This window comes from Streptomyces roseifaciens (assembly GCF_001445655.1).
Taxonomy (GTDB): domain Bacteria; phylum Actinomycetota; class Actinomycetes; order Streptomycetales; family Streptomycetaceae; genus Streptomyces; species Streptomyces aureoversilis.
In genome coordinates this window covers 2,651,554-2,675,665 of record NZ_LNBE01000004.1, presented here as the reverse complement: position 1 = coordinate 2,675,665, position 24,112 = coordinate 2,651,554, and the positions used below count along the sequence as shown (strand labels likewise).

Sequence of the window (24,112 nt, the reverse complement as noted above, 5' to 3'; positions counted from 1 at the left end):
GTGGCGGGCGCGAGGTCAGTCGTTGGCGACGACCGGGTAGCGCGGCGTGCCCTCTTCCATCTGCTTCAGGGCGTCCTTGCGGTCGCGCTTGGAGAGGCGGTCGATGTAGAGCCGGCCGTAGAGGTGGTCGGTCTCGTGCTGCAGGCAGCGGGCGAAGTAGCCGGTGCCCCGGACGCGGATGGGGTTGCCCTCGGCGTCCTGGCCGCTGACGACCGCGTAGTCGGGGCGGGCGAGGGCGGCGTAGGCGGTGGGGACGGAGAGGCAGCCCTCGTTGGAGTCGTCCAGGATCCGGCGGTCGGCCGGGAGGTCCTCCAGGACGGGGTTGCACACGGTGCCCACGTGGCGGACGCCCTCGTCGTCCATGCAGTCGTAGACGAAGACCTTGAGGTCGACGCCGATCTGGTTGGCGGCGAGGCCCACGCCCTCCGCGGTGCGCTGGCTGGCGAACATGTCGTCGATCAGCTGTGCGAGCTCATCGTCGAACGAGGTGACGTCCTTGCACTCACGGTGCAGGACGGGGTTGCCGACGACGGTGATCGGGCGGGACGTGCCGCGCTCGCGGTGCGCGAGCTCGCGCTCCTCGCAGTCCTCGGTGTCCACGATGAACTCGTCGTCCACCGGCTGGTCGGTCTCTTGCTGCGACTGCTGCGACATGTCCGCCGTTATGCCTCTCTCAAAACCCAAAAGGATGCCTATACAGGGTAAGGGGCCCCCTGGGGGGCGTCAGCAGACCTCTTCCAGATCACGCCACTCGCGTGTGTCGGGGCTGTCCGCGACCCAGCCGTCCAGCAGGCCCCGCACCAGCCCGGCGGGGGCGGCGATGCCGCACTCGCGCTCGGGCACCCACAGGGAGCCGGAGCCGGCCGTGCGGTGGCCGAGGGGGCCGGGGTGACCGGGCTCGCTGTGATCGTGCGGGTCGAGGTGCTCGCCGTTGCCCTCGTCGCTGGGCATGCGGCTCTCGGAGCACGTGCGGCACAGCAGGCGCACGGACGAGGACCAGTCCTCGGCGGCGAAGCCGGCGTCGGCCGCGAGGCGCTCCAGGGCGTCCCGGTCGGCCTCGGTGGCGGCCTCCAGCAGCACGACCCACGTCGGCACGGGCGAGGGGGCCCACAGCTCGATCTCGTCGAAGACGGGGTAGGAGGGCCCGGCGGCGGTGACGCGCTCGCCGTGCGGGACGCCGTCGTGCAGCACGACCTCGCCCCAGCGGCGCCCCGAGGAGGGCAGCGGGATGGAGAGGACCTCCATGCGGGCCGGGTCGAGCCTGCGGCCCCACACGACCTCCGCCTCGCCCTCGGGCGAGAGTCTGACGGCCGCGCTGCCCAGCTCCATGCCGACGGGCTCGCCGGCCGGGGTGCCCTCGCCGGGGACCCGCAGGCCGTACGCCTGCCAGGCCCGGCGGGCCAGCGGCCAGTCCTGCAGGGCGGTGGCGGCGATGCCCACGTTCCACCAGTCCGGGGCGCCGGCCTCGCGGTCCAGGAGCGCCACGGCGCGCAACCCGGCCGCGCGGGCCTGCTCCCAGTCGTGGCGGAACTTGTGCAGCAGCGCCAGGTTGAACCACGACTCGGAGAGCCACGGCTCCATGTCGGCCGCGCGCGTCAGCAGCGCGCCCGCGTCCTCGTACCGGCCGTCGCCGATGAGTGTGAAGGCACGGTCGGTGGCCTGCCGCCACGAGGCGGAAGGCCGGTGCCGTACCTTGCCGAAGATCCTCACGATTCCCGCCTGCCGGTTTCTGCGTGCGACCACGCCGGATGACCCAGGTGAAGGCCGCCGTCCTCCCTGACGACAACCTGCCACATCTCACTCGCTCCGGGAAGTCGCGCCCGATCCGCCTCCGTGCCGGAGGCGGCGCGCCCGACGCCCCCCGTCGTCTCTGTGGTTTCCCCGTCTTTCTCTGTCGTCTTCTCCTCTTCGCATCCAACCATGCCCCTTTGGACGCCCGCTCATTACCCGTGGGTTCACCGCGGTACTCCCGCTTTGACCGGACTCTTACCCCTGGTCCGGCCCCGGTCCACCCCCGCTGCGCCCCGGCTCCGCTCCCCCGCCGCCGCCCCCGCGCGCGAGCACCCGGGACAGGGCGGCCACGACCTGCGGGTCGTGCTCGTGGGCGGTGTCGAGGCGCAGCCGCTCCAGGGCGCACAGGGGCCCGCAGCCGGTGCGGCCCACGAGGTCCTCGTAGGCGTTGACGGTGCGGACGACGCGGGCGGCGAGCGGCTGCTCGCGGTAGGGGTCCGCCTGGCGCTCCACGACGACGGCGACGTCGGAGGGCACCCCGGTCTGGCGGACCACGGCCCCGCCCAGGAGGGCGATGCGGCGGCGCTGCTCGGGGGGCAGCGGCTCCGTGGCCCCGGCGGGGACGGGGTCGAGGAGGGAGAGCTGGCCGATGTCGTGCATGAGGGCCGCGTACTCCAGAACGGTGAGGTCCGTCTCGGACAGGCCGAGCTCGCGTCCGGCGGCCCGGCTGAGGGCGGCGACGCGGCGGGCGTGCCCGGCCGGGGTGTGGCCCGCGATCTCCGTGGAGCGGGCGAGGGAGGCGATGGTCTGGTGGTACGTGGCCCGTACGGCGGTGTAGCGGTGGAAGGAGAGCTGGGTGAGCAGCAGGGGCAGGCAGAAGACCGGCAGGGCCCACAGGCCGGCGACGCCCACGGCCAGGGCCATGACGGCGCCGGTGGCGCAGATCGCGGTGCCGATGCCGGCGAGGGCGCGCAGCTCGTCGCGGAGGACGGGCCCGTAGGGGCCGCCGGTGCGGGCGCGGGTGAGGACCGCGGCGAGGACGGCGTCGAAGAGGGTGGTCAGCGCGAGGACGAGGAGCAGGACGAAGGCGTAGGCGGGGCCGTGGCCGGGCCAGCGGTCGAGGGCGCCGGAGTGGTGCAGCGGCTGGAAGCAGACGGCGGCGAAGCCGGTGGTGAGCAGGCGGCGGGCGAGGTGGTCGCGGGTGGGCGGGCGGCCGACCGCCCCGGCGAGGGTCGCGGCGAGCACGACGGCGACGACCTGCGGGGCGCAGTGCGCGGTGGGCCGGCCGCCGATCTCCCCGAGCAGGGCGTAGGAGAGGGCTCCGGCGGCGCCGACGGGGGCGGTCTGGCGGTCGCCCGGGCCGGTCGTGGGGCGGCGGCGCCGGGCGGCCTCGCCGACGGCGATCAGGAGGCCGTAGGCGAGGGCGACTTGGGGCTGGGCGACGCCGTGCCAGGCGGTGCGGGCCAGGGCGGCCAGGGAGAGCGCTACGGCCGCGGCGTGCACGCTCCGTATCAGCATTCCGTCACCGCGTCCCGTCACCCCTCACCTCCCGGGTGGCCGGCCCCGGTGACCGGCCGGCGGGAAGAAGGGACGTTTCCGCTGGGCGGAGTTGCACTCTCCGTAGCCTCCGAGGTCACTGTCGAATGCCATCCGTGACGGTCGAGGGCCGCGGACAGGGCCGCGACCATGCGAGGGTCGAACTGGCTTCCCGCGCAGCGGTGGAGCTCGGCGAGGGCGGCCGGTACGGGACGGGCCCGGCTGTAACTGCGCGTGGAGGTCATGGCGTCGAACGCGTCGGCGACGGCCACGATCCGCGCGAAGAAGGGAATCTGAGGGCCCATCAGGCCGTAGGGATAGCCGGTGCCGTCCAGGCGCTCGTGGTGGTGGAGGATCGCGGCCCGCGCCTCGTCCAGGAAGCCGATGCCGCGCACCATCTCGTGCCCGTACTCCGGGTGCAGCTCGATGACGCGCCGCTCCTCCGGGGTGAGCGGTCCGTCCTTGCGCAGCAGGCGGGTGGGGACGCCGAGCTTGCCGACGTCGTGCAGGATGCCCGCGAAGCGCAGCGCCTCCAGCCGCTCGCCGGCCATGCCGAGCTCGCGGCCGATGAGCACCGAGGCGCGCCCCACGCGCTCGCTGTGGCCGCGGGTGTACTGGTCCTTGAGGTCGACGGCCTGGACGAGCGCCCGGATGGTGGCCTGGTGGGCGGCCCGCTCGCGCTCGCAGCGGTCCAGGAACCAGGACGAGACGGACATCGGCAGCAGGACGAGCAGCGCCGTGGCCGGGCCGTAGGTGCTGTGCCAGAGGGCCGCGGTCAGCAGCCCGATGGGGCCGTGCACGAGGGCCGGCAGCAGCGGGCCGGGCAGCAGGAGCCCGCTCCATGCGGCGCGCGGGCGGCGGCGCTCGGCGGCCACGCGGACGGCGCCGTCGAGGAGGGCGGCGACGAGCGAGAGGACGAGGGCGGCGGCGAGGGCGGGCAGCAGCGCGGAGGGGAAGTCCGCGGGGGCGACCGGAGGGAAACCTGTGTCCGGGGCGGCAGGCGGAGCCGTGGCCGGGGCCGTGAGGGCGAAGACGTGGGAGGCGGCACAGGTGGCCAGCGAGAGCTGGGCGGCGTGCCACAGCCGCCGGACCCACGCCGGGCGCTGCTCGACTCGGCCGGCGAGCGCCCCCGGCACGGCCACGAGCCCCGCGGCGGCGGGCGGCAGCAGGAAGGCCCCGGCGAGCAGGACGGGCAGCGTCAGGGTGCGGCGCGGCAGGCGCTCGCAGACGGCGCAGACCGCGGCCAGGAGGGCCACCGCGCCCCAGGGGACGCCGTGGGCGGCCCGCAGGACGGGGGCGGCGCACAGCGCGGCGACGAGGGCGGCGCACAGGACACAGGCGCGCGCTGCCGCCGGAAGTGCCCCCATGGTGCGTCCTCCCGTCCCGTCCGGTGCCGACATGCTTGCCGTCAGGAAGGGGAGAATAGGGTCCGGCAGGGCCGGGGAACGGCGCATTCGGGGATTGCCCCGCGCGAACCGACCAGATGCACACCTTCGGGTGATAATCCCCGCCGGGCGGCATGCCGGGCCCGGGCCGCATCAGGCCCGGAAGGGCTACGCGGAGGGACGCGGAGGAACTACGCGGACGTACGCGGACCGCGCGGTACGGGCACCGCGCCCGCGTCTACTCCTGTGCCGTGGCGCCCAGGGGGCCCGCACCGGCGGAGCCGCCCGACGCGCTGCGGACGCCCGGAGCGCTCTGGGCGCCCTGCGTCCGGGCGGCGGCCTCCGCCGCCCTGGCCTCGGCCACGACGTCCTGGTCGGGCACCGACTGCCCGGCGCGGATCAGCTCGATCCGGCCCATCACCTTCGAGCGCAGGTCCGCGGGCACGTCATCGTGACCGCAGCAGCGCTTGACCAGCTTCTTCACCGCCTGTTCCAGGCCGTATTTCTCCAGGCACGGGGAGCACTCGTCGATGTGCACCTCGAACTTGGCGCAGTCCCCGTCGGGCATCTCGTGGTCGAGGAACTCGTAGAGGTGGTCGAGGACCTCGGAGCAGTCCGTCTCGTGCGGGTCTCCGCAGCTCATGAGTCCGAGCCTTTCCGGTTGTGCGACTCGTCGGAGCCGTTCGGCGCGGGGGCCGCCCCGGCCGGGACGAGACCCCGCTCACGGGCGTAGTCCTCCAGCATTCCGCGCAGCTGGCGGCGGCCCCGGTGGAGCCGGGACATGACCGTGCCGATGGGCGTACCCATGATGTCCGCGATCTCCTTGTAGGCAAAGCCCTCGACGTCCGCGAGGTAGACCGCTATCCGGAATTCCTCGGGGATGGCCTGGAGGGCCTCCTTGACATCGGAGTCCGGGAGGTGGTCCAGCGCCTGGGACTCGGCGGAGCGCAGGCCGGTCGACATGTGCGACTCGGCACGGGCCAGCTGCCAGTCCTCGATCTCCTCCGACGCGCTGCGCAGCGGCTCGCGCTGCTTCTTGCGGTAGGAGTTGATGAAGGTGTTGGTCAGGATGCGGTACAGCCACGCCTTGAGGTTCGTGCCGTCGCGGAACTGGTGGAAGGACGCGTACGCCTTGGCGTAGGTCTCCTGCACCAGGTCCTCCGCGTCCGCCGGGTTGCGCGTCATGCGCAGGGCCGCGGAGTACATCTGGTCGAGGAAGGTGAGGGCGTCGCGCTCGAACCGGGCGTTGCGCTCGGCGGCGGTCTCCGCGCCGGCGGCGTCGCCCATGGCGGCGGCGTTCTCGGTGGCGCTCTTCATGCCCGTGGCCCCGGTGTCTTCGGTCCCCTCGTCGGTCCCAGTGACCGGACCCACCTCCTCCAACACGACGGCAGGACCGGATGCGGACCCGCTCGAATCGGAGAATAGACGACGATCCCGCCCGTCCGCCGCTCCAGCCGGGGCGGGCTGCGCCACATGCAGTGCCGCCCACCCCAGGTCAGCGGTCTGCGGGCGGGACAGGCATGCGATCGATCCCATGCGGCGAGCTCCCATTCCTCGGTCGGCCAGTAGCCACCGGTCCAGTAGCTGATGACGACTGGCACAACATCGCCCGGGCACGGGGCATTCCCGGAATCCTCCGGAATTCAACGGCTCTTCCGGAATACGGAATTCCGAAGCTGGGGCGGATCCGGCTGTAACGGATTCGGCTGGTCCGACGGCGGCTTCAGCGGCCGGCGCCGACGCCATCGATGCCGGCGCCGTCGATGCCGTCCAGCCAGCCGGCGACCGCCCCGGTGAGGCCGGCCAGGGCCTCCTCCTGCCCGGGATCCGCCTTCTTCGGCACGGCGAAACCGTGGTCCCCGTGCGGCACGGGCACCAGACGGGTGCCGGGCGGGAACTCCTCTGGGCGGCCGAACGGGTCCTTGGCGCCCTGGACGACGAGAGTGGGCAGGCCGGCGCCGGTCAGCTCGTCCGCGCGGGACTTCTCCGGCTTGCCCGGCGGGTGGAGCGGGAAGCTCAGGGCGAGCACGGCGACGGCGCCGAGGCCGGCCGCGGTGCGGCAGGCGACACGGGCACCCGCGCTGCGGCCGCCGGCCACGACCGGATGCCCAGGCTTCCGCAGCGCCGGCCACAGGGCCGTCCAGGCGGCGTCCAGCGTCTTCGGCGCCGGGGCGACCTTCTTGCCGGCGACGCGCCAGGGCTGCTCCACCAGGGCGACGGTGACGCCGTGGGCGGGCAGTGCGGCGGCGAGGGCCTGCAGGTCGCGGGCCTCGATGCCGCCGCCGGCGCCGTGGCCGAGGGCGAGCACGAGGCGCGCCTGCGGGGCGGGGTACCAGTGGATCCGGGCGTCGCCCGCGGGGGTGGGAACGGTCTCGATCACCCGTCCATCTTCGTCCACCGCGCCCCGGAACCCCTCGACCTCGGGACCCCGGACAGCGCTCGATCCCTCAGGCAGTCCCCAGGCCATCCCTCCCCAGGCCGTCCCTCAGGCGGTCCCCAGGCCATCCCTCAGAACAGCGTCGCTTCCTCCGGCGCGTCCAGTTCCTTCAGGAGCTCGGGGCCGTTCTTGCGGACGTCGCTGACCGCGGTCGCGACCGGGTAGGCGCGGACGGATCCCGCGGGCGGCGGGGCGAGCAGGGAGCGCAGCTCCTCCACGTCCGTGCACGCCGGGTCCAGCCAGGCGTCCCACCGGTCCGGCGGCAGCACCAGCGGCATCCGGGGGTGGATCTCGGCCAGGGAGCGCGGGCCGCCGTCCGGGGCCGGGTCCCCCTCCGGGGAAGCGAACGGCGCGGGCTCGGCCTCCGTCGTGATCACCGTGCAGGTGGCCCACCAGGCGTGGGCGTGGTCGGGCGGCAGCGCGGGGTCGCGCCAGAACTCGTACAGCCCGGCCATCGCCATGACCGAGCCGTCGGCCGAGGTGACGAAGTAGGGCTGCTTCCGGGTCCTCTTCTTGCGGCCCTGTTCCTCCAGCTCCCGTTCGGCCGCTCCGGTGACCCACTCGTAGTATCCGTCGGCGGGTATCAGACAGCGGCGCCTCTCGAAGGCCTGCCGGTAGGACGGCTTCTCGTGGACGGTCTCGGACCGGGCGTTGATCATCTTCGCGGCGCCCTCGGGCGACTTCGCCCACGGCGGGACCAGGCCCCAGCGCAGCGGGCGCAGCTGGCGAACCGGACGCCGGTCGGCTGCGTCTTTCAGAGGACGTTCGAGCACCGCATGGACGCTCTTCGTCGGGGCCACGTTCCAGTCCGGAGCGAGGGCCTCGGTCGGCTCCCACTTCCCGATGCCGAAGAGCCCCACGAGATCCTCGGGCTCCCGGCTCGCCGCATATCGACCACACATGTTCGCCAACCCTGCCACGGACCCACGAGGAGCCGCGCACAAATGGACAGCACCGAAGCCACCGCCCTGTGGGACCGCGTGGTGGGAACCCAGCCCGCGCCCTCCGTGTGGCTGGTGGCCGCCACGGCGCTCGTCGCCCTCGCGGCGGTGGCCCCGCGCGGCATATGGCTGGTGACCCGCAACGCCGTCACCATCGCCCACGAGGGCGGCCACGGCCTGGTGGCCCTGCTCGCCGGGCGGCGGCTGGAGGGCATCCGGCTGCACTCGGACACCTCCGGCCTGACCGTGTCGCGCGGCAGGCCGACCGGCCTCGGCATGATCCTCACCGCCGCCGCGGGCTACCCCGCCGCCTCGCTGCTGGGGCTCGGCGGCGCGTGGCTGCTTTCGGCCGGTCACATCACGGCACTGCTGTGGCTCGCCACGGCGCTGCTCGCCGCGATGCTGCTGATGATCCGCAATGCCTACGGGGTGCTGACGGTGGTGCTCTCGGGCTCCCTGTTCGTGCTGGTCTCCTGGCTGGCGGGGCCCGCCGTGCAGGCCCTGTTCGCGTACGGGGTCGTGTGGTTCCTGCTGCTCGGCGGCGTCCGCCCGGCCTTCGAGCTGCAGAGCAAGCGCCGCTACGGAGGGGCCCCGGACTCGGACGCGGACCAGCTCGCCCGGCTCACCAACCTGCCCGCCACGGTGTGGCTGGTTTTCTTCCATGTGATCTCGCTGTGCGCGCTGACCGGCGGGGGGCGCTGGCTGCTGGGGCTGTGACCGGGAGGGGCGCGTACGGGGCGCGCACGGGGCACCGGCGGACGCCGCCCGGGCCGGGAACCTCAGGCCATAGGACTTCGGGGACCGAACCACGCGGCGAACGTCAGTAAGGTAAAGGCATGACCGAGAACCCCGCGCACGCAGACCTCTGGCCCGCCCCCCTCGCCACGGGAGCGGTCGACGCGACCGTCACCGTGCCCGGTTCGAAGTCGGTCACCAACCGCGCCCTGGTGCTGGCCGCGCTCGCCTCCGAGCCCGGCTGGCTGCGCCGCCCCCTGCGCTCCCGCGACACCCTGCTGATGGCCGAGGCGCTGCGCGCCATGGGCGTCGGCATCGAGGAGACCGTCTCCTCCAGCTCCGGCGATCCCGACGGCCCGGCCGGCTCCGGCGAGGCGTGGCGGGTGATCCCCGCGCGGCTGCGCGGCCCCTCCACCGTGGACGTCGGCAACGCCGGCACCGTGATGCGCTTCCTGCCGCCCGTGGCGAGCCTGGCCGACGGCCCGATCCGCTTCGACGGCGACCCGCGCAGCTACGAGCGCCCCCTGCACGGCGTGATCGACGCACTGCGCGCCCTGGGCGCCCGCATAGACGACAACGAGCGCGGCGCCCTGCCCCTGACCGTGCACGGCGGCGGCGCCCTGGAGGGCGGCACCGTCGAGATCGACGCCTCGTCCTCGTCGCAGTTCGTGAGCGCGCTGCTGCTGTCGGGGCCGCGCTTCAACCAGGGCGTGGAGGTCCGGCACGTGGGCTCCGTGCTGCCCTCGATGCCGCACATCCGGATGACCGTCGACATGCTGCGCCAGGCCGGTGCGCAGGTGGACACCCCCGAGTCCGGCGGCGAGCCGAACGTGTGGCGGGTCTCCCCCAGCGCCCTGCTCGGCCGCGACGTCGTGATCGAGCCGGACCTGTCCAACGCGGCGCCGTTCCTGGCCGCCGCCCTGGTCACCGGCGGCCGGGTCACCGTCCCCGACTGGCCCGAGCGCACCACCCAGCCCGGCGACGCCCTGCGGGAGATCTTCACCGCGATGGGCGGCTCCTGCGAGCTGACCGAGGCCGGCCTGACCTTCACCGGCACGGGCCGCATCACCGGCATCGACGCCGACCTGCACGAGGTCGGCGAGCTGACCCCGGTGATCGCCGCCGTCGCGGCGCTCGCCGACTCCGAGTCCACCCTGCGCGGCATCGCCCACCTGCGGCTGCACGAGACGGACCGGCTGGCCGCCCTGGCCAAGGAGATCAACGAGCTCGGCGGCGACGTCACCGAGACCGAGGACGGGCTGCACATCCGCCCGCGCCCGCTGCACGGGGGCGTCTTCCACACCTACGAGGACCACCGGCTCGCCACCGCGGCCGCCGTCATCGGCCTCGCGGTCGACGGCGTCCAGGTGGAGAACGTGGCCACCACCGCCAAGACCCTGCCCGACTTCCCGGAGCTGTGGACCGGGATGCTGGGCACCGTCGCGGGGGCGGCGACGGCGCCGAGAGTCTGAGAGATCCAGGAAAGCCAGCAATGCGCCGCTACGGCAAGAACCCCGACGAGGACGACATCCGCGTCCGCCCCAACCGCAAGGGCAACCGCCCCCGCACCAACATCCGCCCCAAGCACGAGGACGCCTCCGAGGGCTTCGTCCTGACCGTCGACCGCGGCCGGCTGACCTGTCTGGTCGAGGACCGCATCGTGATGGCGATGAAGGCCCGCGAGCTGGGCCGCAAGGGGGTCGTGGTCGGTGACCGGGTCGCGGTCGTCGGGGATCTGTCCGGCGCCAAGGACACGCTCGCGCGCATCGTGCGGGTCGAGGAGCGCTCGTCGGTGCTGCGCCGCACGGCGGACGACGACGACCCCTTCGAGCGCGTGGTGGTGGCCAACGCCGACCAGCTCGCGATCGTCACCGCCCTCGCGGACCCCGAGCCGCGGCCCCGGCTGATCGACCGCTGTCTGGTCGCCGCCTTCGACGCGGGCCTGGAGCCGCTGCTCGTCCTGACGAAGTCGGACCTGGCCTCGCCGGACAAGCTCCTGGAGTCCTACGGCTCGCTGGGCGTGCACCACGTGGTCACCAGCCGCGAGGAGCTCGCGGACGGCGGCGCCGCGGACCGGGTCCGCGAGCAGCTGGCGGGCCGGGTGACCGCCTTCGTCGGCCACTCCGGCGTCGGCAAGACGACTCTGGTCAACGCGCTCGTCCCGGACCGGCAGCGGGCCACCGGCCACGTCAACGCGGTCACCGGCCGCGGCCGGCACACCACCACCTCCGCGCTGGCCCTGCCGCTGCCCGGCGGTTCGGGCTGGGTCATCGACACCCCGGGCGTCCGGTCGTTCGGCCTCCACCACATCGATCCGTCCCGCGTCATCCACGCCTTCCCCGACCTGGAGCCGGGCACGGAGGGCTGTCCGCGGGCCTGCAGCCACGACGAACCGGAATGCGCTCTGGACGCGTGGGTGGCCGACGGCCACGCCGATCCGCAGCGCCTCTACTCACTGCGCCGACTGCTTTCCACGCGGGAGCGACGCGAAGGCGATTGATCGCCTACGTTTGCGAGTGACCGCCAGTGGCAAGGGCATCAAGCACACCGGGACGGACGGCGGTCGCCGAGACGCGGGAGGCAAACTGATGGCGTGGCTGCTGGTCGTGGTCGCCGGACTGCTGGAAACCGGCTTCGCGGTCTGTCTCAAGCTCTCCCACGGTTTCACCCGGCTGTGGCCGACGATCGCGTTCGCGTGCTTCGCGCTCGGCAGCTTCGGCCTGCTGACGCTCTCCCTCAAGAAGCTCGACGTGGGCCCGGCCTACGCCGTGTGGACGGGCATCGGCGCGGCCGGCACGGCGATCTACGGCATGGTCTTCCTCGGCGACCTGGTCTCGACGCTGAAGCTGGTGTCGATCGGATTGGTGATCCTGGGGGTCATGGGGCTGCAGTTGTCGGGTTCGGCGCACTGACACCTCAGCCGCTAGCCCGCGGCGAAGTGGCATGCCGCCACCTGGTCACCGCCGAACGCCCGGGGCACGGGCCGCACCCCCTCGCACCGCGAGCGCTCCGCATCCCCCAGCCCCGTGTACACGGCGCACCGCCCGCGGAACCGGCACCCTTCGTCCCGTACCTCGGGACTGGGCGGGTCCCCCGCCAGCAGGATCCGTTCCCGCAACCGCTCCCGCGAGGGATCCGGCACCGGGACGGCCGACAGCAGCGCCTGCGTGTACGGGTGCCGCGGCCGGGCGAAGACCTCCTCGACCGGCCCGGACTCCACGGTGCGGCCGAGGTACATGACGCTGACGCGGTCCGCGACGTGCCGCACGACGGCCAGGTCGTGCGAGACGAAGAGGTAGGCGAGGCCCAGTTCGCGCTTGAGGCGCTGCAGGAGGTTGAGCACGCCGGCCTGCACGGAGACGTCCAGCGCGGACACCGGTTCGTCGAGGACGAGCAGCTCCGGTTCGACCGCGAGCGCCCGCGCGATGCCGATCCGCTGCCGCTGCCCGCCGGAGAACTCGTGCGGGAAGCGGTCCGCGTGGCCGGCCTCCAGGCCGACGAGCTCCAGCAGTTCGGGGATGCGGCCGGCGGCGACCGCGCGCCCGTGGCCCTGGGCGCGCAGCGGCTCGGCGACGATCTCGCCTACCGGCATCCGCGGGTCGAGGCTGGCCATGGGGTCCTGGAAGACGATCTGTACGGAGCCGCGCAGGGCGTGTGCCTGGCGCTTCGTCAGCTCGGCGGCGGAGCGGCCGAGGATCTCGACCTCCCCGGACTCGGGGGCCGCGAGCCGCAGGATCTCCATCAGGGCGGTGGACTTGCCGGAGCCGGACTCGCCGACGAGTCCCAGGGTCTCTCCCCGCCGGATGTCGAGGTCGACGCCGTCGACGGCGTACACGCTGCCGACGCGGCGGCGGAAGGCGGTGCCCTTGAACACCGGGAAGGTCTTGGTCAGCCCCTGCACGCGCAGTACGGCGGGCAGTTCGTCGCGGGGCACGTCGGCGGCGGCGCGTGCGGGCGGGAGGCCGGGCACCGGGTAGAGGTCGGGGCCGGGCGTCTTCACGCAGGCCGCGAGGTGGTCGCCGGACCCTGTGAGCTCGGGTTCGTCGCCGCAGGCCTCGTCGGCGAGCGGGCAGCGGGGCGCGAAGGGGCAGCCGCCGGACGGCTTGCGCAGGTCGGGCGGTGAGCCGGGTACGGGGGTGAGCGGGTGTCCGCCGGTGTCCGGGCGGGGCACGGCGCCGAGCAGCCCGATGGTGTACGGCATGCGCGGTGCGGCGAACAGCTCGTCCACGGGCGCGCTCTCCACGACTCGGCCCGCGTACATCACGGCGACGCGGTCGGCCATGCCGGCGATCACGCCGAGGTCGTGGCTGACGAGGAGCAGCGCAGCGCCCGTCTCGCGCCGGGCGGTGCGCAGGACGTCGAGGATCTGGGCCTGGACGGTGACGTCGAGGGCGGTGGTGGGCTCGTCGGCGAGGATGACGTCGGGGTCGTTGGCGACGGCCATGGCGATCATCGCGCGCTGGCGCATGCCGCCGGAGAACTCGTGCGGGTAGGCGCGGGCGCGCCGGGCGGGGTCGGGGATGCCGACGAGGTCCAGGAGCTCGACGGCACGGCGCCGGGCCTGGTCGCGCGTGACGTCCTGGTGGATGCGGACGGCTTCGGCGATCTGGTCGCCGATGCGGTGGACGGGGGTGAGGGCGGAGAGCGGGTCCTGGAAGACCATGGCGACGCGGCTGCCGCGCAGCCGGGACAGCGCCTTCTCCCCCGCGCCGAGCATCTCGGTGCCGCCGGCCAGCACGGAACCGCGGACGCGTGCGGTGCGGGGCAGCAGGCCCATGGCGGCGAGGGCGACGGTGGACTTGCCGGAGCCCGACTCGCCGACGAGGCCGAGGACTTCGCCGCGGTTCAGGGTGAGGTCGACGCCCCGCACGGCGGGTACCGGGCCCTCGGGCCCGTCGAAGTCGACGTGCAGGTCCCGTACGGCCAGGGCGGCCGTGCGGGCCGGGGTCACCGCGTCAGCGGGCGGCGCGGTCATGGGTGGTTCCCTTCCGGCGCGGGCGGCGCCTGGTGCGGTGGAGGCCCGAGGTGGGGTCGAGGGCGTCGCGCAGGCCGTCGCCGAGGAAGTTGACCGCGAGGACGAAGACGACGAGGAGTCCGGCGGCGAAGAAGAACATCCAGGGGTAGGTGAGGGCGGCGTCGGAGCCGTCGGCGATGAGGGTGCCGAGGGAGACGTCGGGGGGCTGCACGCCGAAGCCGAAGTACGACAGGCCGGTCTCGCTCATCACGGCGCCGCCGACGGCGATGGTGGCGTCGACGATGAGGAAGGAGGAGATGTTGGGGAGGATGTGGCGCAGGATGATGCGCAGCGGGTGCACCCCCATGAGCTGGGCGGCCCGGACGAATTCGCGCTCCTTGAGGGAGCGGGTCATGGACCGCACCACCCGCGCGGTGATCATCCAGCCGAAGACGGCGAGGAGTCCGACGAAGACGATCCAGCCGCTGTCGCGGAGCCGGGGCGAGACGATGGCGATGATCAGGAAGGCGGGGAAGACGAGGAGCAGGTCGATGAAGAAGGTGACGGCCCGGTCGGCCCAGCCGCCGAAGTAGCCCGCGCAGGCGCCGACGACGGAGGCCAGCACGGTCGAAGTCAGGGCCGTGAGCAGGCCGATCAGCAGCGATTTCTGCAGCCCGTGGAGGACTTGCGCGTACACGTCCTGGCCGATGCGGTTGGTCCCCCACCAGTGATCGGCCGAGGGTGCTTCGCGCAGCGCGCCGTAGTCGATGTCGGTGTGGCTCCAGGGGCTGAGATACGGGCCGGCGAAGGCGAGCAGGAACAGCAGCAGGAGGACGCCGGCGCCGGTGACGGCGTTGCGGTTGGCGGCGAAGCGGCGCAGTGCGGTGCGGCCCCGCCCGCGGGCCGCGGGCGGTGGGGCCGCGGCGGGGCCGGCGGTGGGGACGGTGGCGGTGGTGGTCACGGTCGTGTGCCTCGCTCAGCTGGTGCGGACGCGCGGGTCGAGCGCGGCGTGGAGGACGTCGGCCAGGAAGCCGGAGAGCAGCACCATGACGGCGGCGAACACGTTGACCGCGACGACGGAGTTGACGTCGCTCTTGCCGATGGCGTCGATGAACCACGAGCCCATGCCGTGCCAGCCGAAGATCTTCTCGGTGAAGGCGGCGCCGGTGAACAGGGCGAGGAACCCGTAGGCGAAGAACGTGGACATGGGCACGAGCGCCGTGCGCAGCCCGTGGGTGAGGACGGCCCTGCGGTGGGTGAGCCCCTTGGCGCGCGCGGTGCGCAGGAAGTCCGAGCCGAGGACGTCGAGCATGGTGCCGCGCTGGTAGCGGCTGTAGGCGGCGGCGGTGCCGAGCGCGATGGAGAGGGTGGGCAGGAGCAGGTGGGCGGCGCGGTCGCCGAGGAGCGTGCCCGCGGAGCCGGTGAGGCCCGGGGTCTTCTCGCCGGTGAAGGAGATCAGTTCGGTGCCCGCGGCCTGATTGACCTTCATGGCCCCGATCTTGAGCAGGACGGCGAGGAGGAAGGTGGGCGTGGACAGCAGCAGGAAGGCGAGGACGGTGACCGCGCGGTCGGAGAACCGGTACTGCCGGAGCGCGCCCCAGGCACCCGCGAGGATGCCGGCGACGGTGCCGAACAGGGTGCCCGCGAGCAGCAGCCGCAGGCTGACGCCGATGCGGCGGCCGAACTCCTCGCCCACGCTGCTGCTGTCGATGGTCCGCCCGAAGTCCCCGCGCACGGCGTGCGAGGCCCAGGTGCCGAATCGTTCCAGCAGTGGCGTGTGGTCGTTGATCCCGAGCGCGGTCAGCTGCGCCTCCACCGACTCGGCGGGGGGCGGCGGTTGGCGGCCTTCGAAGTACCCGCGCGGGGAGAGCGCCAGCGACGACAGCACGTACGACAGGAAGACGGCCACGGCCAGAAGCAGCGCATAGTAGCCGAGTCGTTTCGTCAGATAGGCGAGCACGGTGAGTGACACTATCCGGCGGAACCTACCATTCGGTTTCTTTCTGTTTCGGATGTGTTTCGTACGTGATAAATGATGTAAACGCTTGACCGTATAGGCCTGTTGAGGCGGCAGCGACGTGCTTACGGTGACCGGGCCGTCCGTCCCCCATGAGAGGAAACCCGCCATGATCAGGCCCGTCAGAGCCACCGCCCTAGCGGCCGCGGCCGTCTCCGCCGCGCTGGTGGTCACCGCCTGCGGCAGCGGCTCGGGGAAGTCCTCGGACGACGGCGCACAGGACAAGGCGGCACCGGCGGTCGGCGCCCAGGACCTCAACCCGCACCCGGCGGAGGACCTGAAGCAGGGCGGCATCCACAAGGTCTCGATCCAGCAGTGGATCAACCAGTACAACCCCAACCAGACGGACGGCACCCAGGGCGACGCCGCGGCGATCACCGCCCTGGTGGAGCCCGATCTGTTCACCTTCGACGCGAAGGGCGTCCCGCACTCCAACCCGGACTACCTGGCCTCCGCGAAGGTCGTCTCCACCGACCCGCAGGTGGTGTCGTACGAGCTCAACCCGAAGGCCGGGTGGTCGGACGGAAAGCCGCTGGGCGTCGCCGACTTCGAGGCCCAGTGGAAGGCGCTCAGCGGCAAGGACAAGGGCTTCCAGGTCGCCTCCACCAGTGGCTACGACCAGATCACCAAGGTCGAGCAGGGCAAGGACGAGCACGAGGTGCGGGTCACCTTCGCGACCCCGTTCGCCGACTGGCAGATGCTCTTCGACCCGCTGCTCCCGGCCTCCCTCAACGCCACCCCGGACAGCTTCAACAAGGGCTGGGCGGGACGGGTCCCGGTCACCGGCAACGCCTGGAAGGTCGGCCAGTACGACAAGACCGCGAAGACCATCACCCTGGTCCCGGACCCCGCCTGGTGGGGCGAGAAGCCGAAGCTGGACAAGTACATCTTCTGGGCCATGGACAGCAAGGCCCGCACCGACGCCTACCTCAACAAGGAGATCGACGACACGCCCGCCTCCACCCCCGAGGCGTACCAGCGCCTGAAGGGCGACAAGGACACCGACTTCCGCATCGGCGCGCGCTGGGACCAGGTCACGCTCAGCATGAACGGCGCCCGGGGGCCGCTCCAGGACGTCAAGGCGCGCCAGGCCGTGACCCTCGGCGTGGACCGCGAGGCGCTGGCAAAGGTGGCGGGCAAGGACCTGCCGTTCCGGCCCAAGGTCGTCAACAACCACTTCTTCATGCCGAACCAGGAGGGCTACCGGGACAACGCCGGCTCCTTCGGCAAGCGGGACGTCGCCCGGGCAAAGAAGCTGCTGGACGAGGCGGGCTGGAAGGAGGAGGGCGCGGGCAAGCCGCGCACCAAGGACGGCAAGCCGCTCGCCCTGGAGTACGTGATGCCCGCCGACGCGGTCCCGCTCGCCGAGGACCAGGCCAAGCTCACCCAGCAGATGCTCGGCGAGATCGGCATCAAGGTCGACCTGCGCAAGGTCCCGGGCGACGACTACTTCGACCGGTACGTCCACCGCGGCAACTACGACCTCACGCAGTTCCGCCAGGTCGACCGGATCCACCGCTCCAGCTCCTACCAGGACTACCGGCAGCCGGACGGCGACAACGCCTTCACCAACTACGGCCGGGTCTCGTCGCCCGAGGTGGACAAGCTGCTGGTGGAGGCGTCCCGGACCACGGACGCCGCGAAGCAGGTCGCGCTGTACAACGAGGCGGACGCCAAGGTCTGGGAGCTCGGTCACTCGGTGCCGCTCTACCAGCGGCCCCAGATCATCGCGATCCGCAAGGGCCTGGCCAACACCGGTGCGCCGGGGCTGGGCGACGAGAACAGCGTCCGGATCGGATGGCTGAAGTAACCGCCGGAGCAACCACCGCCCCGACCGGTCACTGCTCCGGACGGGGCGCTTCCGTCGCGTACTCCCCCACCAGGGTGCGGACCAGACGGGCGACCTGTCCGGCGGCCTCCTCGTCCGACGCGCCCGGGGCGACGACGTAGGACAACGTCAGCCGTACGGCCGCCTCACAGGCCCACCGCGTGACCTCCGGCGCCCGGTCGGGAGCCGTGCCGGAGACCGCCCGGACGGTGCGGTCGCGGACGGCCTCGGCGAGGGCCGCGGCGGCGGGCCCGGAGCGCCCCCGGGGAGCGGCGAACGGCCCCCGCGGGGCCGGCAGGGCAGGCGCCGCGGCGGCCGGGAGCCGCTCCCCGCGGCACCCCGTGAGCGCGGCCCGGACGAGGGGGTTGGCCCGGGCCGTGCGCAGGATCCAGCAGGCGGCGGCCGCACAGCGGTCCCCGGCGTCCGCGGCGGCGCCGGCGGGCGCGGCCGCCAGGGCCCGCTCGACACCGGCGAGGAAAGCCTCCGCCTCCCGGCGGACCAGGGCGCGGGCGAGGCCGTCCTTGCTGCCGAACTCGTTGTAGAGCGTCTGCCGGGAGACCCCGGCCGCGGCCGCGACGTCCACCATCCGGACCCCGTTCCAGGGCCGGGTGCGAAGCGCCGCGAAGGCCGCGTCCAGCAAGAGCTCTCGTGCCGCGGGCATCGTCGCCTCCCCGGCCGTCCGGCCGTACCACGACTGTGGCCACAGAATTGACGTGCCGCCATACGGTGTCAAGAGCCCTGGGCGGGCCGCGAGTGCCGGAGCGGCGGCCACGGGTACTGTTCAGCCATGTCCGACTACCACGATGATCTGCGGCTGGCCCATGTCCTCGCGGATGCCGCCGACGCGGCCACCATGGACCGGTTCAAGGCCCTCGACCTGAAGGTCGAGACCAAACCGGACATGACCCCGGTGAGCGAGGCGGACAAGGCCGCCGAGGAGCTGATCCGCGGTCACCTGCAACGCGCACGGCCGCGTGATGCGGTGCTGGGCGAGGAGTTCGGCAGCGAGGGCACGGGCCCGCGCCGCTGGGTGATCGACCCGATCGACGGCACCAAGAACTACGTGCGCGGGGTGCCGGTCTGGGCCACGCTGATCTCCCTGATGGTGCAGTCCGAGTACGCCGGCTCGATCAGCTGGGAGCCCGTCGTGGGCGTGGTGTCGGCACCGGCGCTGGGCCGCCGGTGGTGGGCGGCCAAGGGCTCCGGTGCGTACACCGGCCGCAGCCTGACATCGGCGACCCGCCTGCAGGCGTCCCGCGTGGGCCGTATCGAGGACGCCTCGTTCGCCTATTCCTCGATCGGCGGCTGGGAGGAGCGCGGCCTGCTGCCGGGCTTCCTCGACCTCACGCGCGACTGCTGGCGCACCCGCGGCTACGGCGACTTCTGGCCGTACATGATGGTCGCCGAGGGGTCGGTGGACATCTGTGCCGAGCCGGAGCTGTCCCTGTGGGACATGGCGGCGAACGTGGTCATCGTCGAGGAGGCGGGCGGCCGCTTCACCGGGCTGGACGGCCGGCCGGGCCCGCACAGCGGCGACGCCGCGGCGTCCAACGGCCTGCTCCACGACGAGCTCCTGGGCTACCTGCGCACGTAGCGCGCCCGGGCGGATCCGGGAGTGCCGCCGAGTGCGGTTACAGCCCTGCGCGCCCCTTGTTGGGCACGCCGTGCCGTGTGACGATGAAGGCCCCACGCTTGTGAACTTGTGAATCCCGGCAGGGGGTTCGCGGTCCACCAAGGAGGTGGCTCCAGCCATGCTCGTCCGCGACGCCATGAGCACGGTGGTCCTCATCATCGGCCCCGCCCACACCCTCCGACAGGCAGCCAGGCTGATGTCCGCGCGCAGGATAGGCGCCGCGGTCGTCCTCGATCCCGACACCAGCGGCCTCGGCATCCTCACCGAGCGGGACATCCTCAACTCCGTCGGCGCCGGGCAGGACCCGGACCGGGAGACCGCCCACGCGCACACCACGACGGACGTCGTCTTCGCGGCGCCCGAGTGGACGCTGGACGAGGCCGCGAACGCCATGTCGCGCGGCGGCTTCCGCCACTTGATCGTCCTCGACGGGCAGGGGCCGGTCGGCGTGGTGTCGGTGCGCGACATCATCCGGTGCTGGCTGCGGACGGGCGCGCGGGGGGCCCGGGAGGACGCGGCGGCGGGGGCACTGACGGGATGAGGGGCTGAGGGCAGCCGGAGAGGCCGGAGCCCATTGGCGTCCGGCCTCTCCGGTTTGTACGGCAAGCGGCCTGTCAGCCGCGCAGGGCCTGGACCGCGGCCTCCAGTCGCTTGCCGTAGTCCGCGTCCGCCTGGCGGAAGTTGTTGATGGCCCGCTCGGCGATCTCGTCGCGCGACACCTTCGCGATGAAGCCCGCGAGGTTGGCGATGAGGCGCTCCTTCTCCTCCTCCGACATCAGCCGGTAGAGGTTGCCCGCCTGGACGAAGTCGTCGTCCTCCGCGTGCGAGGGCACCGCGTGATTGCCGGTGCCGCCGGTGACGGAGGTGGAACCCCAAAGCGGCTGCCCGGTCTCCCGGGGGCCGCCGAAGCTGTTGGGCTCGTAGTTCTTGGCCCGGCCGTGGCGGCCGTCGTAGGCATAGCCGTCACGGCCGTAGGTGTTCGCCACGGTGGCGCGCGGGCGGTTCACCGGCAGGTGGTCGGCGTTGATGCCGACGCGGTAGCGGTGGGCGTCGCCGTAGGCGAAGAGCCGGCCCTGCAGCATCTTGTCCGGGGAGGGACCGATGCCCGGCACGAAGTGCGCCGGCGAGAAGGCGGACTGCTCGACCTCGGCGAAGACGTTGTCGGGGTTGCGGTTGAGCTCCAGCTTGCCGACCTCGATCGGCGGGTAGTCCTCGTGCGGCCACACGCGGGTGAGGTCGAACGGGTTGAAGCGGTAGTGGGCCGCCTCGTCCGCCGGCATGATCTGCACCTGCAGGGTCCAGGTGGGGAACTCGCCGCGCTCGATGGCCTCGCGCAGGTCGCGCTGGTGGAAGTCGGGGTCCTCGCCGGCGACGCGGTTGCCCTCGTCCTGGGTGAAGTTCTTGATGCCCTGGTCGGTCTTGAAGTGGTACTTGACCCAGAAGACCTCGCCGGCCTCGTTCTGCCACTGGTAGGTGTGCGAGCCGTAGCCGTTCATGTGGCGGTACGAGGCGGGGATGCCGCGGTCGCCGAAGAGCCAGGTCACCTGGTGGGTGGCCTCGGGCGAAAGCCCCCAGAAGTCCCAGACGTTGTCCGCCTCCTGCGAGCCGGTGTACGGGTCGCGCTTCTGGGTGTGGATGAAGTCGGGGAACTTGATGGCGTCCTTGATGAAGAACACCGGGGTGTTGTTGCCGACGAGGTCGTAATTGCCCTCCTCGGTGTAGAACTTCAGGGCGAAGCCGCGGGGGTCGCGCACCGTGTCGGCGGAGCCGAGGCTGCCGGCGACGGTGGAGAACCGCAGGAACGTCTCGGTCTGCTTGCCCACCTGGGACAGGAACTTCGCCCGGGTGTACCGGGAGACGTCGGCGGTGACGGTGAACGTGCCGTACGCACCGGCGCCGCGGGCGTGCACCACGCGCTCCGGGATCCGCTCGCGGTTGAAGTGCGCGAGCTTCTCCAGCAGCGACTGGTCCTGGATCAGAACGGGACCGCCGAGGCCCGCGGTCTCGCTGTTCTGGTTGTCCGCGACCGGAGCTCCGGACTCCGTGGTCAGCGGGCCCGTCGTGGGAATGGTCTCGCCCTGAACCGACACGTGTGCCTCCGTCATCTCGTCCCTCACTCGGCCACTGGGCCCCAGCCGTCACCTGGCCGGACCCGATCGCTTTGGCTTGACCTGATCGCTTGGCCTGAGCCGAGCTCGATCCTACATTAGACAATGTCTAAGTCAAGATGGACCTAACATAAAAACAAGATCCAATCGTGGACGAGGGCCGCTGCTACGCTGGTCCCATCTGACTGATAGGTGAATGGCATGAGTGACCTGCTGGAACGGCTCCGGGGACGCGGCTGGCGGCTGACCGCACAGCGACGCGTCGTGGCCGAGGTCCTGAACGGGGACCACGTGCACTACACCGCGGACGAAGTGCACGCCAAGGCCGCGGAACTACTGCCGGAGATCTCGCGCGCGACCGTGTACAACACCCTCGGGGAGCTGGTCTCCCTGGGTGAGGTCATGGAAGTGAGCACGGACGGGCGCGCCAAGCGTTACGACCCCAATGCCCACCACGCGCACCAGCACCTGGTGTGCTCCCGGTGCGGCACGATCCGCGACGTGCACCCCACGGGCGACCTGCTGGCCGTCCTGCCGGCCGACGAGCGCTTCGGCTTCCAGGTGGCTGCCGTCGAGGTCACGTACCGCGGCGTCTGCCCCAACTGCTCCACGAGCTGAGCGCGGGGGGGCGCCCGGGGGGGGCGGCCGTCAGCGTGAGGGGCCCGGAAACGGCGAAGGCCCGGATCCTGAGGATCCGGGCCTTGCCTTGGAGTAGCGGGGACAGGATTTGAACCTGCGACCTCTGGGTTATGAGCCCAGCGAGCTACCGAGCTGCTCCACCCCGCGTCGTTAGCTTCACCCTAACCCTTCCGGCGCAGTAGAAGCAAACGGGTTGCCCCGGCCCGTCCCTACGCCGTCAGCTCCTGCTGCAGCGCATCGCGCAGCCGCGCCGCGCGCTCGGCCACCTCCGGGGGGCCGAGCGCGACCGCCCGGTCGCACCAGTGCCGCCCCTCGGTGAGATCACCGCGCCGGGCCGCCAGCAGGGCGAGCCGCAGTGCGGCGCGCCCGTGCCCGGCCTCGGCCGCGCGGGCCCACCACAAGGCCGCCTCCGGCTCGCTGCCCTCGCGGGCCAGCAGCAGCCCCAGGTTGAAGGCGCCGTTGCGGCTGCCGGCCTCGGCCGCCTCGCGGTACCAGTGCGCGGCCCCGACCACGTCGCCCCGCTCGGCGACGATCATCCCCAGCCGCACCTGGGCCCGCCGGTGGCCCTGCCGGGCCGCCCGCTCGTACCACTCCTCGCACTCCTCGCGGGCCTCCTCGTCCCGGTCGAGCAACGCGCCCAGCCGGAAGGCGGCCTCCGCGCTGCCGCCGCGCACGGCCACCCGCAGGTGGCGCTCGGCGGCCTCCTCGTCGCCGTCCCGCAGCAGGGCCATGGCGACCTGGAGGGCGGCGTCGGTGTGCCCGGCCGTGGCCGCGCGCTCGTACCACTGGAAGGCCGTGCGGTCCTCGTCGCGCCCGGCGTAGAGGATGCCGAGGTTGAAGGCGGCGTCGACGCTGCCCGCCTCGGCGGCCTTGGAGAACCAGGGCTCCGCACCGGCCGCGTCACCGCCCTGGAGCAGCAGCACGGCGAGGGCGTTGGCCGCCTCCTTGTGCCCGGCGTAGGCCGCGCGGCGGTACCACTGCTCGGCCTGGGCCGTGCGGCCCTGCTCGGCGCAGAGCAGGGCCAGGTTGTAGGCGCCGTTGACGTCGCCGTGGTCGAGCGCCGTGCGGTACCAGCGCTCGGCCTCCTGCGACTCGCCCCGGTCGGCGTGCAGGGCGCCCAGGGCGTTGGCGGCGTTGCCGTCGCCGTCCTGGGCGGCGCGGCGCCACCACACGGCGGCGCTGTCGGCGTCCCCGGCGTCGCGCAGCAGGAAGCCGAGCGCGCAGGCGGCCCGGGGCTCGCCGTCCTTGGCGGAGGTCAGGTACCAGCGGGCGGCCTCCTGGGTCTCGCCGCGGCCCTCCAGCAGGGTGCCGAGGTGCAGGGCGGCCCGGCGGTGGCCGCGGGCGGCGGCCTGGCGGTACCACTGCTCGGCCTCGCGGGCCGGGCTCCCGCCGTCGCGGCCGCCCGCGGCGGCGGCGCGCAGCTCGCGGACGGAGGTCTCGACGCCGCCCGGGCCCAGGCTCTCGGCGCGCGAGCGCGGCGCCCGGCCGTCGAGGATCCTGGCCAGGCGGTAGGCGGCCTCGCGGTGGCCGCGCTCGGCCGCGGACCGGAACCAGCGCTCGGCCCCGACGTCGCTTCGGTGCTCCAGCAGGTCGGCAAGGGCGTAGGCGCCGAGGGCGTGCCCGGTTTCGGCCGACTGGCGCAGCCAGTACTCGGCGGCGGGCTCGTCCCCGCGCTCGCGGTGGTAGCGGCCGAGGGCGTGCGCGGCGGCGGCGGAACCGGCGACGGCGGCGATGCGCCACCACCCGGCGGCCTCGTCGGCGTAGCCCCGCTGGTGCAGCAGGACGCCGAGGTTGTTCGCGGCGGAGCGGTCGCCGTCGGCGGTGGCGGCGCGCAGGTGGCGCTCCGCCCCGTCGAGGTCCCCACGACGCAGCAGCAGGGCGCCGAGCATGCTCAGAGCGGCGGGGTCGCCGCTCTCCGCGGCACGGCGGCGGGCGGTCTCCAGCTCGAGGTCGGCGGCGTCGCCGGCGTCGGCGGAGTCCGCCGTGCCGGGACGGAACCCCGGCATTTCCTGGTCGCTCCCGTCACCGGGAGCCTCTACAAGCCGGCCTGTCTCCCACAGCGTCGTCCTGTCCCCCATAAGCCCCATCGTCGCACCACCCGCAACCCGCGTACACCTGGTATACCGCAGCCAGTGAGGTCACTTCAGCGTTTTGTCGACTTCCCGACT

General features: G+C 73.0%; 22 protein-coding genes and 1 tRNA gene. 8 read left to right on the top strand and 15 right to left on the bottom strand.

Annotation, left to right across the window (positions count from 1 at the left end):
* Nucleotides 1-15: 15 nt before the first annotated feature.
* From def to AS857_RS29185, 8 genes are all read right to left on the bottom strand, one after another.
* Nucleotides 16-654 (bottom strand): peptide deformylase, encoded by a 639-nt coding sequence (gene def / locus AS857_RS29220; RefSeq protein WP_058046176.1) that lies wholly within the window; start codon nucleotides 652-654, stop codon nucleotides 16-18.
* Between the two features lie 69 nt (nucleotides 655-723).
* The gene (locus tag AS857_RS29215) at nucleotides 724-1,710 is read right to left on the bottom strand and encodes a tetratricopeptide repeat protein (protein WP_058047142.1); all 987 of its coding nucleotides are present in this window, start codon (nucleotides 1,708-1,710) and stop codon (nucleotides 724-726) included.
* A 276-nt stretch (nucleotides 1,711-1,986) separates the two neighbouring features.
* Nucleotides 1,987-3,249 carry an HD domain-containing protein gene (locus tag AS857_RS29210; RefSeq protein ID WP_058046175.1) on the bottom strand — a complete coding sequence of 421 codons (1,263 nt, stop codon included), beginning with the start codon at nucleotides 3,247-3,249 and terminating at the stop codon, nucleotides 1,987-1,989.
* Nucleotides 3,250-3,266: 17 nt separating this feature from the next.
* Nucleotides 3,267-4,634 carry an HD-GYP domain-containing protein gene (locus AS857_RS29205; protein WP_058046174.1) on the bottom strand — a complete coding sequence of 456 codons (1,368 nt, stop codon included), beginning with the start codon at nucleotides 4,632-4,634 and terminating at the stop codon, nucleotides 3,267-3,269.
* A 256-nt stretch (nucleotides 4,635-4,890) separates the two neighbouring features.
* Nucleotides 4,891-5,295 carry a mycothiol system anti-sigma-R factor gene (gene rsrA / locus AS857_RS29200; RefSeq protein ID WP_058046173.1) on the bottom strand — a complete coding sequence of 135 codons (405 nt, stop codon included), beginning with the start codon at nucleotides 5,293-5,295 and terminating at the stop codon, nucleotides 4,891-4,893.
* A complete protein-coding gene (locus AS857_RS29195) occupies nucleotides 5,292-6,023 on the bottom strand; it encodes a sigma-70 family RNA polymerase sigma factor (RefSeq protein ID WP_058046172.1) in 732 nt (243 codons plus the stop codon). The genes rsrA and AS857_RS29195 overlap by 4 nt, the downstream gene beginning before the upstream one ends.
* Nucleotides 6,024-6,375: 352 nt before the next feature.
* On the bottom strand, nucleotides 6,376-7,032 hold the full coding sequence (locus AS857_RS29190) for an alpha/beta hydrolase family protein (protein WP_058046171.1): 657 nt from the start codon (nucleotides 7,030-7,032) through the stop codon (nucleotides 6,376-6,378).
* Between the two features lie 128 nt (nucleotides 7,033-7,160).
* Nucleotides 7,161-7,991: an SOS response-associated peptidase gene (locus tag AS857_RS29185; RefSeq protein WP_058046170.1), complete on the bottom strand. Its 831-nt coding sequence runs from the start codon at nucleotides 7,989-7,991 to the stop codon at nucleotides 7,161-7,163.
* A 42-nt stretch (nucleotides 7,992-8,033) separates the two neighbouring features.
* Here AS857_RS29185 and AS857_RS29180 point away from each other — a divergent pair, with 42 nt between their 5' ends.
* The 4 genes from AS857_RS29180 (at nucleotide 8,034) to AS857_RS29165 (ending at nucleotide 11,677) form a co-directional block, all read left to right on the top strand.
* Nucleotides 8,034-8,747: a M50 family metallopeptidase gene (locus AS857_RS29180; protein WP_058046169.1), complete on the top strand. Its 714-nt coding sequence runs from the start codon at nucleotides 8,034-8,036 to the stop codon at nucleotides 8,745-8,747.
* A gap of 119 nt (nucleotides 8,748-8,866) precedes the next feature.
* Nucleotides 8,867-10,237 (top strand): 3-phosphoshikimate 1-carboxyvinyltransferase, encoded by a 1,371-nt coding sequence (gene aroA / locus AS857_RS29175; protein WP_058046168.1) that lies wholly within the window; start codon nucleotides 8,867-8,869, stop codon nucleotides 10,235-10,237.
* 20 nt (nucleotides 10,238-10,257) lie between these two features.
* Nucleotides 10,258-11,265 carry a ribosome small subunit-dependent GTPase A gene (gene rsgA, locus AS857_RS29170; protein ID WP_058046167.1) on the top strand — a complete coding sequence of 336 codons (1,008 nt, stop codon included), beginning with the start codon at nucleotides 10,258-10,260 and terminating at the stop codon, nucleotides 11,263-11,265.
* 88 nt (nucleotides 11,266-11,353) lie between these two features.
* On the top strand, nucleotides 11,354-11,677 hold the full coding sequence (locus AS857_RS29165; protein WP_030366234.1) for a DMT family transporter: 324 nt from the start codon (nucleotides 11,354-11,356) through the stop codon (nucleotides 11,675-11,677).
* Nucleotides 11,678-11,688: 11 nt separating this feature from the next.
* On the opposite strand, the gene AS857_RS29160 is transcribed toward AS857_RS29165, so the two are convergent.
* The 3 genes from AS857_RS29160 to AS857_RS29150 are packed head-to-tail and all read right to left on the bottom strand — an operon-like array spanning nucleotide 11,689 to nucleotide 15,679.
* Nucleotides 11,689-13,740, bottom strand: coding sequence for a dipeptide ABC transporter ATP-binding protein (locus tag AS857_RS29160; protein ID WP_058046166.1), 2,052 nt, complete (start codon nucleotides 13,738-13,740; stop codon nucleotides 11,689-11,691).
* Nucleotides 13,721-14,680, bottom strand: a complete 960-nt coding sequence (locus AS857_RS29155) for an ABC transporter permease (RefSeq protein WP_063278441.1) — start codon at nucleotides 14,678-14,680, stop codon at nucleotides 13,721-13,723. The genes AS857_RS29160 and AS857_RS29155 overlap by 20 nt, the downstream gene beginning before the upstream one ends.
* A gap of 15 nt (nucleotides 14,681-14,695) precedes the next feature.
* Nucleotides 14,696-15,679: an ABC transporter permease gene (locus AS857_RS29150; RefSeq protein WP_058047140.1), complete on the bottom strand. Its 984-nt coding sequence runs from the start codon at nucleotides 15,677-15,679 to the stop codon at nucleotides 14,696-14,698.
* 166 nt (nucleotides 15,680-15,845) lie between these two features.
* Here AS857_RS29150 and AS857_RS29145 point away from each other — a divergent pair, with 166 nt between their 5' ends.
* Entirely contained in the window at nucleotides 15,846-17,546 is a 1,701-nt protein-coding gene (locus AS857_RS29145) for an ABC transporter family substrate-binding protein (RefSeq protein WP_058046165.1), read from the top strand.
* A 28-nt stretch (nucleotides 17,547-17,574) separates the two neighbouring features.
* On the opposite strand, the gene AS857_RS29140 is transcribed toward AS857_RS29145, so the two are convergent.
* Nucleotides 17,575-18,225: a TetR/AcrR family transcriptional regulator gene (locus tag AS857_RS29140; RefSeq protein ID WP_058046164.1), complete on the bottom strand. Its 651-nt coding sequence runs from the start codon at nucleotides 18,223-18,225 to the stop codon at nucleotides 17,575-17,577.
* Nucleotides 18,226-18,351: 126 nt separating this feature from the next.
* Between AS857_RS29140 and hisN the strand changes: the two genes are divergently transcribed.
* Together hisN and AS857_RS29130 are read left to right on the top strand one after the other, a co-directional pair.
* Entirely contained in the window at nucleotides 18,352-19,158 is an 807-nt protein-coding gene (gene hisN / locus AS857_RS29135; RefSeq protein ID WP_058046163.1) for a histidinol-phosphatase, read from the top strand.
* A gap of 157 nt (nucleotides 19,159-19,315) precedes the next feature.
* On the top strand, nucleotides 19,316-19,738 hold the full coding sequence (locus AS857_RS29130) for a CBS domain-containing protein (RefSeq protein WP_058046162.1): 423 nt from the start codon (nucleotides 19,316-19,318) through the stop codon (nucleotides 19,736-19,738).
* Nucleotides 19,739-19,811: 73 nt separating this feature from the next.
* On the opposite strand, the gene AS857_RS29125 is transcribed toward AS857_RS29130, so the two are convergent.
* Complete coding sequence (locus tag AS857_RS29125; protein ID WP_058046161.1) at nucleotides 19,812-21,302, bottom strand: catalase; 1,491 nt, start codon at nucleotides 21,300-21,302, stop codon at nucleotides 19,812-19,814.
* Nucleotides 21,303-21,506: 204 nt separating this feature from the next.
* Here AS857_RS29125 and AS857_RS29120 point away from each other — a divergent pair, with 204 nt between their 5' ends.
* Nucleotides 21,507-21,923, top strand: coding sequence for a Fur family transcriptional regulator (locus AS857_RS29120; protein ID WP_058046160.1), 417 nt, complete (start codon nucleotides 21,507-21,509; stop codon nucleotides 21,921-21,923).
* 94 nt (nucleotides 21,924-22,017) lie between these two features.
* Here AS857_RS29120 and AS857_RS29115 read toward each other — a convergent pair.
* Nucleotides 22,018-22,091, bottom strand: a tRNA-Met gene (locus AS857_RS29115).
* 62 nt (nucleotides 22,092-22,153) lie between these two features.
* Nucleotides 22,154-24,031 carry a tetratricopeptide repeat protein gene (locus AS857_RS29110; protein ID WP_079110710.1) on the bottom strand — a complete coding sequence of 626 codons (1,878 nt, stop codon included), beginning with the start codon at nucleotides 24,029-24,031 and terminating at the stop codon, nucleotides 22,154-22,156.
* Nucleotides 24,032-24,112: the final 81 nt, after the last annotated feature.

Excerpts from the sequence above, each read along its gene's own strand:
- def (WP_058046176.1), bottom strand. The coding sequence starts at position 654 with ATGTCGCAGCAGTCGCAGCAAGAGACCGACCAGCCGGTGGACGACGAG.
- AS857_RS29210 (WP_058046175.1), bottom strand. The coding sequence starts at position 3,249 with ATGCTGATACGGAGCGTGCACGCCGCGGCCGTAGCGCTCTCCCTGGCC.
- AS857_RS29205 (WP_058046174.1), bottom strand. The coding sequence starts at position 4,634 with ATGGGGGCACTTCCGGCGGCAGCGCGCGCCTGTGTCCTGTGCGCCGCC.
- rsrA (WP_058046173.1), bottom strand. The coding sequence starts at position 5,295 with ATGAGCTGCGGAGACCCGCACGAGACGGACTGCTCCGAGGTCCTCGAC.
- AS857_RS29185 (WP_058046170.1), bottom strand. The coding sequence starts at position 7,991 with ATGTGTGGTCGATATGCGGCGAGCCGGGAGCCCGAGGATCTCGTGGGG.
- AS857_RS29180 (WP_058046169.1), top strand. The coding sequence starts at position 8,034 with ATGGACAGCACCGAAGCCACCGCCCTGTGGGACCGCGTGGTGGGAACC.
- aroA (WP_058046168.1), top strand. The coding sequence starts at position 8,867 with ATGACCGAGAACCCCGCGCACGCAGACCTCTGGCCCGCCCCCCTCGCC.
- rsgA (WP_058046167.1), top strand. The coding sequence starts at position 10,258 with ATGCGCCGCTACGGCAAGAACCCCGACGAGGACGACATCCGCGTCCGC.
- AS857_RS29165 (WP_030366234.1), top strand. The coding sequence starts at position 11,354 with ATGGCGTGGCTGCTGGTCGTGGTCGCCGGACTGCTGGAAACCGGCTTC.
- AS857_RS29160 (WP_058046166.1), bottom strand. The coding sequence starts at position 13,740 with ATGACCGCGCCGCCCGCTGACGCGGTGACCCCGGCCCGCACGGCCGCC.
- AS857_RS29145 (WP_058046165.1), top strand. The coding sequence starts at position 15,846 with ATGATCAGGCCCGTCAGAGCCACCGCCCTAGCGGCCGCGGCCGTCTCC.
- AS857_RS29140 (WP_058046164.1), bottom strand. The coding sequence starts at position 18,225 with ATGCCCGCGGCACGAGAGCTCTTGCTGGACGCGGCCTTCGCGGCGCTT.
- hisN (WP_058046163.1), top strand. The coding sequence starts at position 18,352 with ATGTCCGACTACCACGATGATCTGCGGCTGGCCCATGTCCTCGCGGAT.
- AS857_RS29130 (WP_058046162.1), top strand. The coding sequence starts at position 19,316 with ATGCTCGTCCGCGACGCCATGAGCACGGTGGTCCTCATCATCGGCCCC.
- AS857_RS29125 (WP_058046161.1), bottom strand. The coding sequence starts at position 21,302 with ATGACGGAGGCACACGTGTCGGTTCAGGGCGAGACCATTCCCACGACG.
- AS857_RS29120 (WP_058046160.1), top strand. The coding sequence starts at position 21,507 with ATGAGTGACCTGCTGGAACGGCTCCGGGGACGCGGCTGGCGGCTGACC.
- AS857_RS29110 (WP_079110710.1), bottom strand. The coding sequence starts at position 24,031 with ATGGGGCTTATGGGGGACAGGACGACGCTGTGGGAGACAGGCCGGCTT.